This window comes from Streptosporangium sp. NPDC053982 (assembly GCF_055585205.1).
This window is the reverse complement of sequence record NZ_JBVJKQ010000013.1, coordinates 310,613-320,878: the sequence shown is the minus strand read 5'-3', so window position 1 is coordinate 320,878 and position 10,266 is coordinate 310,613. Positions and strand designations below refer to the sequence as shown.

The window sequence follows — 10,266 nt, the reverse complement described above, 5'->3', positions numbered from 1 at the left end:
GTTGACGCGAAGGACCGCTCATACCCCGTTAGATATCCCGGCCGCCACCGACGACACAGACCGTGAATCCTCATGTGCGAAGAACAGGGCTAGAGTCCTGACCATGGCCCGCCGCATCGACTTCTACGACGACCCCGACGCACCCAAGCCCAACAGCCTGGTCCCGTCGGTCAACGTCGTGGTCACCAACGACGCCGGCGAGATCCTCATGATCCGCCGATCCGACAACGGCAACTGGGCTGTGCCCGGCGGCGCGATCGACCTAGGCGAGTCCCTGCCCGAGGCCGCGATCCGCGAGACGCTGGAAGAGACCGGCATCACGTGTGAGATCATCGGCCTGGTCGGCACCTACACCGACCCCAAGCACGTCATCCTCTACACCTCCAACGGCGAGGCTCGTCAGGAGTTCTCCATCGTGCTGACCGCACGGGCCGTCGACGGCGAGCCGACGCCGAGTGATGAGTCCCGCGAGGTGCGGTGGGTGCCTCGTGAAGAGGCCGGCGCATTGTCGATGGACCGGTCAATGCGCCTGCGGATCGGCCACTTCCTCGACGGCCGGGCGGTGCCGTACATCGGCTGAGGTCAACGCCGATCGAGGGCGCGGCGTTTCTTCGGAAGCCAGCGGACGATATCGCCGCTCATGCAGCTCTCGGCGAACCCGCACATCAGCTCCGTACGCCCCTTCTGCTCCGCAGGGTCCACGCCTGCCATGGCCGAGTTGTTCCAGAGTCCGTCAGGAATGAGGAACCGGGCAGTGCGGTCAGCCGAGTGCAGCTCGTCCAGATACAGGAGGGCCCCCATCGCGTCGTCCTGGTTGTAGGAGCGGGACTTCTCCGGGAGCCACCGATCCAGGTACGCCGTGAGGATCTCCGCATCGCGCTCTTCACCGAAACGGGCCAGGGCGAAGCAGTACCCCTGCCCGGCGTAGACGAGTTCGCTCCCCAGGAGCAGTGCGCCAAGCTGTTCGCGGAACCGTATGCGCCGGTCCATGCCGATCAGCCACGCCGCCGTCATGCGTGCCCGCCACTCGCTGTCCAGCAGGACACTCAGGTCATCGTCCGTGATCTCCCGCGCGTCCTTGGCCAGCGACCGGGCGAACCAGAGAAAGGCCGGATCAGGCAGACTCAAAAAGTTGCCGTGCAGCAGCTTAAGGTAGCGGCGGATTCCGCCCATGCCGGGGGATACGTAGCGCTTGGCCAGCGCCATCATCTGATCGTCCGGAGAAATCGGCAGGCGCACCGGCCCATCATGCCCGAGCGGTCAACACCGCCTCTACGGCGCGGACCGCGGCCAGGATGCAGGGTGTTGACGCCGTGATCGATCGCGAGACAAGATGCTCGGGACCGTAGCGCGAGTGGATCTCCGCCAACCGGTCGGTGACGCCGAGGGGTACGCCGTCCGGGCTGGTGGTCATGTCGCAGTAGGTCAGTGCCTCGACCAGCTCGGGGCGTTCCTGGTCGAACTCGCTCATGAGCGCGTCGAAGAGGCCGCGGTTGCGCGCCTCGTTGACCGCGCAGGAGTGATGAGCGACCAGGCGGCAGAGCCGGGCGTCGGCCTGGTGGACATTGCGCAGGTACCGGGCGCCGTCCAGTGGATGAAAGCCGGTGTCGACGAGATCGGGTGCGTAACCGATGTCGTGCAGCCAGGCCGCGGCGGTCAGCAGGTCGGCCTCCTGGCCGAGGATCGGCGCCAGGGACTCGGCACGCGCGGCCACTCCTTGCGTGTGGACCCAGCGGCGCGGCAACGGCTCACGCAGGAGGTTTTCGGCCAGGTCGCGTGCCCATTCAGCATGTCCCATACGGCTCACGATAGACGCCGGCCTCAGGGAGGTTTCCAGGGTCGGCGCCAGGACGTCCTTAGACGTCTTAATCCGGGGCAGGCCGGACGAACCGGCCTTTGCCGTGCGCAGTGGTGATCAGCCCTTCGCGCTCCAGCTCGGCCAGGGCGTGGCGGACGGTGTTGCGCGAGGCCCGGTGCCGGCGGCACAGCGCGTGCTCACTGGGCAGCATGGCCCCGGTGGGCAGCGCTCCGGTGCGGATCTGCTCACGCAGGCCGCGGGCGATCGCCTGGTAGCGGTAGGCCGCCTGCCGCTCCGGGTCCTCGCATCTGACGACGCGCCCCTTGCCGGGCAGGGTGACGATGAGGCCCTCGTCTTCCAGGACCGCCAGGCCACGCCGGGCCGTGGAGCGGGCGATGCGGAACCGATCGGCGAGGGCCGTCTCTGAGGGCAGGGTGCTGCCCGGCGGGTAGGTCCCCGCGGTGATCTGCGCGCGGAGCCGATCGGCGAGCTGGTGGTAGACCCGCCCGCCGGTCAGCCAACTGCTCTCAGCAACCGACATCGAAGGCCGGGTTCAGGAGCGGTAAGCCTGGCGGATCTGGCTGAGGTCCAGGCCGAGCTCTTCCTGCTCGCCGTCGCGCCAGCCGGCCCGCGCCGCCTCGGCGATCCGGTCGGCCGCGGGGAACAGCTTCAGGCACGAGACGCGCTCGTCGTGCTCGGCGCCCCAGTAGTACCACTGGAACGCCAGGTGGGCGTAGACGCGGCGGGGGCGGAACGCGCTGTCGGTGACGTCCAGGCGCGGCCGGTTCTTGCTGTCGGTGATCAGGACCGCGATGATCTCCCGGTTGATCAGCTCGTTGCGGAGCGCGGTGAGCAGCTCCACCTGGTAGGCGTGCTGGCTTTCTTTCACGGTGCCCATGACTGTTGTAGCTCCCATCGGATGGTGGAGGGCGAAGACCCCGGGATCAGGCAGGGGTCGCATGCCGATGAGCTTCGTCGCCGGGGAGGGACTCGGGCACCGCAAGTTAGGGACGTCTAGGGACGTCTTATGTTAGCGTCGCAGGCACCGGCCCTCCTGCTACGGAAGGTGCGTCCCCTGATGAACGAAAACCTCCGGCACGCCTTCATCCGGGCGCGACTGCAGCCCGTCGACATCGCCGCCCGCCTGGCGGTCGACCCCAAGACCGTCGCCCGCTGGATCAGCGGCCGCATCCCCCATCCCCGCCACCGCCTCGCGGTCGCCGACCTCCTTGGAGCCGAGGAGAGCGACCTGTGGCCCGACGCCGCCCGCGGCCGGCGCGTCCCTGATGAGATCAAGGCGATCTATTCCCACCGCTGGGCCGTACCCGCCGACGTCTGGCGCACCTTCTTCGAGACCGCGACCGAAGAGATCGGCATCCTCGTCTACAGCGGCCTGTTCCTCGCCGAAGACGCCGGCCTCCTGCGCATCCTCACCCAACGAGCACGAGCAGGGGTACAGGTCCGCATCCTCCTGGGCGACCCCAACAGCCCGGACGTCGCCGCCCGAGGCATCGAGGAAGGCATCGGAGGCGACGTCATGACCGCCCGCGTCCGCAACACCCTGACCCTCTACCGGCCCCTCCGAGACGTCGAGGGCATCGAAATCCGGCTGCACCGCACGGTGCTGTACAACTCGATCTACCGTGCCGACGGCAGCCTGTTGGTCAACCTCCATGCCTACGGCATCCGAGCCTCCGAAGCACCGGTCATTTACCTGGCCGGCACCGAGAACGGCAACGCCGCGACGACCTACCTCGACAGCTTCGAACGCGTCTGGACCAGCACCGAAACAGCAGCTCAGACGAGCTGACAGCCCTGCACCCCAAGATCGAACGTAACTTATCTGTTCGCTTTCAAGGCGTGCGCCGCCCGCGGCGGCCCACGCACGTGCTGGGCTCCTCCTGGCCGCATTGCGGCTCTCCGGCCGGTCGCGGCCAGGGACGCCCTGCACGGTTAGAGAACACCAGCGACCATCCCTCACTCTTGCCTAGCCGTCCGGACCGCACCAGAGAGGCACAGGTAACACATACGCCTCCAGCAAGATAACCCATACTGACGCCAACAAGTTGTATGGTCTGGTCCATGAAAGGTGACCCAGGATGCACCGGGCTCGGACGCACTTCTCCCGCAATACATCGCGCCCTTCTACCCGGAGCCAGCTAAGGGCCTCTATCCCAGAACTACAGCGAGCCACGAACCAGCCGGCAACATTCCGAAAAGCTGTACCAAACTACGCATGCAGGCATGACAGGGTGCATAATGACCGAGAACAGTAGGCGGCTCCACATATCACAAGCTCTCAAGCAGTATTGGGATAGCCAAGGGCCAAAAGAGACCTACCGTGTCCCCCTCCGAGGTCACATGACTCTCGAGGTCATCGACGTCCCTCTCTCCATTCCCGTACTCAACGCGGACAGCTTCCGGATCGCGCCTCAGCTCGATGAGCATCCCCAGCGAGAACTGGTACGTTCTGACCCATACTCTCCAGCTGCCCAGCAGCTCGTAAGTGACCTGGTTAAGAGCGTGCACAGACATTCCCAGGATCTCAAGGAAAACATCGGCGAGGAGGGTCAGAGCCAGCCAGGTGTCATAACTCGCGAAGGCAAGTTGATCAATGCCAACACCCGGTGCGTACTCCTTCGTGAGCTTGCCCGTGAGGGCAGGACAAAGATAACGACTCTACGTGTAGCAGTTCTCCCTGCCGATGTAACCGATCAAGAGCTTCTGGAACTTGAGATGCTGCTCCAGCAGCAGGTAGAACTCAAGGATGAGTATCGCCTCGTAAATCAGCTCACTATGATCAAGAAGCTCCATGACGCCGGTGTGAGCGACGACGCGATTGCAAGGAAGCTCAGAATACGAAGTGCTAGAAGCATGAGCGCCGGAGCACGTGTGCGCGAACTCCGGGAAGTCCTTTTCCTGATGGAAAGAACGAGACGACTAACAGAGCCAAGACTGTCTATCACTACCTTTGCTTCAGACCGTGACAAGGAACAGAACTGGCGAGAATTGTTGCGGGAAGTGAAGCGCCTTGATAGCACCCAAGGTCGCGAAGCAGCAGATGCACACATTCTCGGCTGGCTCATCGCATATCTCACCGGGATCGATTCCGTTCACAAGCTCCGGCTCGCCAACGGCGACTGGGTCGAACGTGGCGTCATCGATCAGCTCGCGCAACACCACCACGCCCTACATGACGCCATTGCCGGCAAGCAACAAGGAGAGACAACACCTTCAGGCCGTCCCGATAAGGTCGATCAAATCCCCGGTCTCGACTTGCTTGGTTCTCTCGAAGAGACATTGCCAGCCGAATCAGTCAAACCTCAAGTGCAAACCCTCGCCAACATTGTGGCACAAGCCCATCAGGCAGGAACCAATCACCATGTTACATTGCCCAACGGAACATCAGTATCCGCACCGGAAGTTCTAGAAAAAGTTGGCAATACTGTCAATAAAGCGATAGCAGCAGAAAAGCGGCGCAATAGGGCGGGTACAAGACTGACACGACCCCAGGGCTATCTGGACAGCGCACGCTCATCTCTTAACGACGCAATTAAAGCAATATATGAAGCAAAGCCAGACCCGGCATTCCATGCCCACCAAAGAGCAACCCTCAATTCCATGCTGACTGAGATCGAGGATCTGGTCGATCAAGCCCGCACCGCGCTTGAACAGGGCTTGATTGATACAGAAGAGGGCTAGGGACTCAGAAAATGACATACCCAGAATTCGCGCCCGCCATTAGAGTAAGCGCCGATGACAATAACCCCTGCATTCGCATCGAGCAAAATGGCATTGACAACGATGCTTGGGATGAGATCGCATTAGCCATAGGCAACGAACTGCCGGCGCCCGGCCTTCCGTTGCTTATACTCCCAGAAGTACTAATAAAAAATCGCAAGACACTGCAAAGCATTTTGGCACGTTACACGATCGGCCTACGTCCTGACGCTAGGGTTCGCGATCTCCTTATACGTTCCATCGAGGATGACCGTGCCATTCGCGCGTCCTTGAATCTTTCACAAGCTGCAACTAGTCCACCAATCACCAATGATTCTGATCTTAACAATACGGGTCCGAAGCTAACACGAGATCTCCGCCCTTTCCAACTGCGTGACCTCAACCGCCTTACACAACTTCGGCACGGGGCTAATTTCTCGGTTCCTGGCGCGGGCAAGACAACCGTAACCTACGCCCTGCATGATCAGGAACGTCGGCGCGGCCGGGTCAATCGGTTGCTCGTTGTCGCCCCCCTTTCGGCCTTTGATGCATGGGAAGAGGAGGCCCATTCGATCTTCGAACCGCATCTGACCATCGCTCGTTGGAGAGGCGGCGCGGCCCCAGACGCAGATGTGGTCCTCATTAACTATCAGAAACTCACTGGAGCCGTTAACCCACTTTCGGCATGGATGTCTCGACGTTCCGTCCACTTGGTGGTCGACGAGGCCCACCGGGCCAAGCGTGGCGCAACAGGACAGTGGGGCCGCGCCCTTCTCGCGCTTGCGCCCCTTGCCGCACGCCGTGACATTCTCACTGGGACACCAGCACCAAATCACCCAAAAGATCTGGCAGCTCTTCTTCAAATCTTGTGGCCCAATGGCGAGAGAGCAATTGAGCTCCCACGGCGGGCGTTACTTACAGACCCACCTGCTGAAGCTATCGCAGCGGTTAATGACGTGATCCGACCACTCTATGTGCGGACCACTAAAGAAGAGCTCGGCCTGCCCGATGTCTCTTTTAAGGTCGAGCCAGTTGCCCTTCGTCCTATACAGCAGGGCATTTATGATGCGATGCTAGATCTGTACTCAGGAAAGTTCTCGCTGGACCGGCGTGACAGTGCAATGTTCGCTCAGATGGGCGAAGTCACTATGTATCTTCTCCAAGGCGCATCTAGTCCTCGCCTTTTGTCGAATACCGCTGACCCTGCCCGGGCTTACAGGTATCCTTCGCTGGCTATACCTCCCGGCAGCAGGCTCGCCAAGCTCCTTGAGGATTATCCTGACCACGAAATCCCCGCCAAGTTTCAACGGGCGATTCAGATAATTTCCCAAAACGCGGAGGCTGGCAAGAAGACCCTAGTCTGGTCTAACTTTCCGCACAACCTGATTCATCTTGAGATGCATCTCGGAAGACTACAACCAGCGTTGATTTATGGAGCAATACCGAGCGCTGAAGATGCACCAGATGGTGTGCGCACCCGTGAACGAGAAATACAGCGCTTCAGGTATGACCCAGACTGCATGGTTCTTTTGGCAAATCCACAGGCGATGTCTGAAGGCGTCAGCTTGCATTACGTTTGCCATGATGCCATATATATAGACCGCACCTTCAATGCGGGCCAATATCTCCAATCACTAGATCGCATCCACCGTCTCGGACTGCAGGACGGCATCACAACAAACATTACAATTCTAGTGTCGGCAGGCACAATCGACGTCAGTGTAGACAATCGCGTGGCTGAAAAGACCCGACGGCTTGCTCGGATGCTGGCAGATCCCGCGCTAGTGCAAATGGCTCTACCGGATGATGAAGAATACGGCGAGCCTCTTGAGGATCTAGGCGACATTGAAGCCATACTCACACATCTCGGCAACGCCCCCACATCACCTGCCAATGGCTAAGCTGAGGTTCACCCGGCATGAAATCCGTGCTGCTCTCATAGTCGCTAGCCTTATCGACCAAGGCGGAACAGTTCTCGACGATGCAAGGCGTGCTTATGCTGATGCTATCACTCAAGGTATTTACTCAATAGACGATCTACAGAGCGGGGAATGCCTACTCGTCAAGACTGGCCTGCTCAAGCGCGACAGAGACATGCTTGTCCCTACAGCAGCTCTGCTAGTCCTCAACGCTGTTAACGAACAAGTAGCTTCGCTGATCCTCGTTTCGCTCCTAAAATCGACGCCAGATTATTACGCTGGTCCAGCGCCCTTTGATGCATTCAGCGCCAACTCGCCATTCGATCTGCAATCTCATCATTTACTGGGAGAAAAAGGTGAGTTGCTCGTAGTCAATGAATGCATTCAGGAGCTGGCGAGTCTTGGTCGAGAAGACCTCGCACCGAGAGTCCAGCGTGTCAGTCTTATCTCGTCATCGCTCGGCTTCGATGTAGTAGCCCCATCCAGGCATGGCAACGCTAGGCTACTTGAGGTAAAGACACAATCTGGGCCAGCAACATCATCCTTCCGGCTCTTTCTTACCAGAAACGAGTTTGAGGTAGGAAGGAGGAACAGTAGCTGGGCATTGATGGCATGTGTTGCGCCAGAAGGCCTTGGCGGTAGCGCTCAAGTCCTTGGATGGTGCCGAGCTGCCGCATTATTACCGTACTTGCCAGCCGATGCAGCTGGACGTTGGACTGAGGCGCTCGTGCATCTACCTATCTCTAAGCTAAACGCAGGTCTGCCTGGATTCCTTTAGCGCAAAGGCTAGAAAGTGAGAGCTTGCTGCTCAACAACCTGAGTCTGCTCAATAGTGGGGTGGGCTTCGATCCGAAGCACGGACATGGGCATTTGGATACCAAGGAGGGCCCGCGGCTCCAGCTTCAGGAGACGATCTCCATGCCGACGCGCTACGGCCTTCAGTGCCGACTGTCCTTGCACGCCTCTCAACCATTCTGCGAGCCGGCGTCTATTTTCAAGACTATCAAACGCCTCTTCTAGATACAATCCGTATAGTGTGTTAGTCGGTGTAACCCCGAAGGTATTGATTATGACCCTGAAAACGCTCTTGCTCATAGGACTTATCATAATGTGGGGAGTAGGAATGCGCTCAAGCTCATACCAGACAGGTCGCCGCGTACGACACAGATATGCTTTCTGAATGCCTTCGCTCTCTGCCTGGGTTAGTAGCTCGTCGATAACCGCTTGCTCCCTGTCCTTTTCGGTAAGGTTTAGGATCCAGCAACGCTCGCCTTTCTTGCGCATCTCATTGTGCAATTCCTCAGTAAGATCGTCCTCTTCTACCTCACGAAGCCGGGCGAGTGCAGGACGATAAGTCTCTGGTGGTAGGTCCTGTACTTCTTTGTCCGTCCGCAAGAAGAACGTATTACTGCCGGTAGCAACGCCCCTCCTGACCTTTAGGATATCGCCCAACAAAATCGAATCTTGAGAAGCTCCGCCCACGACCTCTGACACCTCAAGCCCGCTGGGCATAAAGGTCCTGGGCACTGATCCCTCACGAGCCCTCGATACGAGGAGAGATCCCTCAAATCCGCTCTCACTATTTCGCTTCACCTCAAATAGGTAAAGCGGAGATGGGTTAGCGGCTTGTGGCCCTACAAAAAGGACCATAGCCGAGACCTGGGCTGTCGGGAATACCTCTTCGTCGTCAGGAAAAAGGTGTATCTCGGTAGGCCTTGTTGGATCCAACCACAAATATCGGCGGACGGAGCGCGCGTAATCTGCCTCCAGCCAATTTATTGGGAGAAGCAGGCAAAGGCTATCCTCCGCCCTGAGCGCGCGAAGTGAAGCTGCCAAAAAATAAGTGGACAATCCCGCTCTTCCGGCAGGAGCAAGAACCCCCGACGCTTTTGCAGCTGCCCGCTTCTCATCCATGCTGAGTAGTTGGTGCCTTGTATAAGGAGGATTGCCGTAGATTAGTCGGCGCCCTCCTATCTCCTTCCATTCCTTCGTCAGCCAACTGAGAAAGTCTTGACGCCACAGCGTCAGTCTTTCCGTTAGACCTGCACCAGCCAAAGCTGGAGAAGCTGCCAGAAGTCCCAGGGTTACAAGGTTGATGTCGACTGCATGAACGTTTGCCTCAGGCCATAGTTTCAGTGCGGATGCGCTAAAAGCGCCGACTCCAGCTCCCGGGTCTGCAATAGCAGCCGGCTCTTCTTCATGTCTTTTCACGATGCCCTCTATGTAGGACATCACGTCTTTCGGCGTGAAGAATGTTCCCAGGCGTCGACGTTGCGCCCCAGCTACGAGACGTTCATATACTGTACCAAGCACGTCTTCGCCGGCTAGGCTTTGCTCCATAACCAAATCTATTATGGAGCTCTTTACATCTGGTGACGTGCGAATCCAGCTCACTACATCGTCTGGCCAGGATTCTGTCCGTATTTTGGTCTCTGCGGCGAGGGCTTTCGCAACGCCCCCCAAAGCCCTGAGAAGCTTTCGCTCATTTTCCTTGGCCCCGAGTACAGCCTCTTCCGGCAACGGCTCCAAGAATGAAGAATGTCCTTCACACCAAGCGACTGTCTGTGCAACTGCATCGTCGAACTTGGACTTGGTTGGCCTCTGAGGCTTCTGCGGCAAGGGGGGCCTTATCTTGAGAGCCTACACCAAACATGGTGAGGCCAAACGTGCGCGGAATCTCGTCATTATAGCATGTGTTACACGGTATTAGGTACTCTACCGGGCGCAAGCAGTAGGGAAATCAAGCACGAGTTGAGACCTGGATCACACAAATACTGAGTTTCCGCTGTGGCCCAGAATATATTTTTGGAGCTCGACCAGCGCTTTAAG

The 10,266-nt window shown here is 59.0% G+C and carries 10 protein-coding genes; 5 read left to right on the top strand and 5 right to left on the bottom strand.

Annotated elements, in window-relative coordinates; all coding sequences use genetic code 11:
- The first annotated feature begins 103 nt into the window (after positions 1–103).
- Positions 104–580 (top strand): NUDIX domain-containing protein, encoded by a 477-nt coding sequence (locus ACZ6W9_RS25330; RefSeq protein WP_470119975.1) that lies wholly within the window; start codon positions 104–106, stop codon positions 578–580.
- Between the two features lie 2 nt (positions 581–582).
- Here the strand turns inward: ACZ6W9_RS25330 and ACZ6W9_RS25325 are convergent, their stop codons facing one another.
- The 4 genes from ACZ6W9_RS25325 to ACZ6W9_RS25310 all read right to left on the bottom strand — a co-directional run bounded on the left by ACZ6W9_RS25325 (position 583) and on the right by ACZ6W9_RS25310 (position 2,696).
- The gene (locus tag ACZ6W9_RS25325; RefSeq protein ID WP_470119973.1) at positions 583–1,239 is read right to left on the bottom strand and encodes a DUF6000 family protein; all 657 of its coding nucleotides are present in this window, start codon (positions 1,237–1,239) and stop codon (positions 583–585) included.
- A 7-nt stretch (positions 1,240–1,246) separates the two neighbouring features.
- Positions 1,247–1,798: an HD domain-containing protein gene (locus ACZ6W9_RS25320; RefSeq protein WP_470119971.1), complete on the bottom strand. Its 552-nt coding sequence runs from the start codon at positions 1,796–1,798 to the stop codon at positions 1,247–1,249.
- Positions 1,799–1,865: 67 nt separating this feature from the next.
- Positions 1,866–2,339, bottom strand: coding sequence for a GntR family transcriptional regulator (locus ACZ6W9_RS25315; protein ID WP_470119970.1), 474 nt, complete (start codon positions 2,337–2,339; stop codon positions 1,866–1,868).
- Positions 2,340–2,351: 12 nt separating this feature from the next.
- A complete protein-coding gene (locus ACZ6W9_RS25310) occupies positions 2,352–2,696 on the bottom strand; it encodes a hypothetical protein (protein WP_470119968.1) in 345 nt (114 codons plus the stop codon).
- A gap of 180 nt (positions 2,697–2,876) precedes the next feature.
- On the opposite strand from ACZ6W9_RS25310, the gene ACZ6W9_RS25305 reads away from it, so the two are divergent.
- From ACZ6W9_RS25305 to ACZ6W9_RS25290, 4 genes are all read left to right on the top strand, one after another.
- Positions 2,877–3,608 carry an XRE family transcriptional regulator gene (locus ACZ6W9_RS25305; RefSeq protein ID WP_470119966.1) on the top strand — a complete coding sequence of 244 codons (732 nt, stop codon included), beginning with the start codon at positions 2,877–2,879 and terminating at the stop codon, positions 3,606–3,608.
- Positions 3,609–4,159: 551 nt separating this feature from the next.
- The gene (locus ACZ6W9_RS25300) at positions 4,160–5,500 is read left to right on the top strand and encodes a hypothetical protein (RefSeq protein ID WP_470119964.1); all 1,341 of its coding nucleotides are present in this window, start codon (positions 4,160–4,162) and stop codon (positions 5,498–5,500) included.
- A gap of 11 nt (positions 5,501–5,511) precedes the next feature.
- Complete coding sequence (locus ACZ6W9_RS25295; protein ID WP_470119962.1) at positions 5,512–7,419, top strand: DEAD/DEAH box helicase; 1,908 nt, start codon at positions 5,512–5,514, stop codon at positions 7,417–7,419.
- Complete coding sequence (locus ACZ6W9_RS25290; protein WP_470119960.1) at positions 7,412–8,215, top strand: protein NO VEIN domain-containing protein; 804 nt, start codon at positions 7,412–7,414, stop codon at positions 8,213–8,215. Before ACZ6W9_RS25295 ends, ACZ6W9_RS25290 begins: the two co-directional genes overlap by 8 nt.
- A gap of 8 nt (positions 8,216–8,223) precedes the next feature.
- Here ACZ6W9_RS25290 and ACZ6W9_RS25285 read toward each other — a convergent pair whose 3' ends face one another.
- Positions 8,224–9,966, bottom strand: coding sequence for an Eco57I restriction-modification methylase domain-containing protein (locus ACZ6W9_RS25285; RefSeq protein WP_470119958.1), 1,743 nt, complete (start codon positions 9,964–9,966; stop codon positions 8,224–8,226).
- Between the last annotated feature and the right edge of the window lie 300 nt (positions 9,967–10,266).

Excerpts from the sequence above, each read along its gene's own strand:
- ACZ6W9_RS25315 (WP_470119970.1), bottom strand. The coding sequence starts at position 2,339 with ATGTCGGTTGCTGAGAGCAGTTGGCTGACCGGCGGGCGGGTCTACCAC.
- ACZ6W9_RS25295 (WP_470119962.1), top strand. The coding sequence starts at position 5,512 with ATGACATACCCAGAATTCGCGCCCGCCATTAGAGTAAGCGCCGATGAC.
- ACZ6W9_RS25320 (WP_470119971.1), bottom strand. The coding sequence starts at position 1,798 with ATGGGACATGCTGAATGGGCACGCGACCTGGCCGAAAACCTCCTGCGT.
- ACZ6W9_RS25330 (WP_470119975.1), top strand. The coding sequence starts at position 104 with ATGGCCCGCCGCATCGACTTCTACGACGACCCCGACGCACCCAAGCCC.
- ACZ6W9_RS25300 (WP_470119964.1), top strand. The coding sequence starts at position 4,160 with ATGACTCTCGAGGTCATCGACGTCCCTCTCTCCATTCCCGTACTCAAC.
- ACZ6W9_RS25305 (WP_470119966.1), top strand. The coding sequence starts at position 2,877 with ATGAACGAAAACCTCCGGCACGCCTTCATCCGGGCGCGACTGCAGCCC.
- ACZ6W9_RS25310 (WP_470119968.1), bottom strand. The coding sequence starts at position 2,696 with ATGGGCACCGTGAAAGAAAGCCAGCACGCCTACCAGGTGGAGCTGCTC.
- ACZ6W9_RS25290 (WP_470119960.1), top strand. The coding sequence starts at position 7,412 with ATGGCTAAGCTGAGGTTCACCCGGCATGAAATCCGTGCTGCTCTCATA.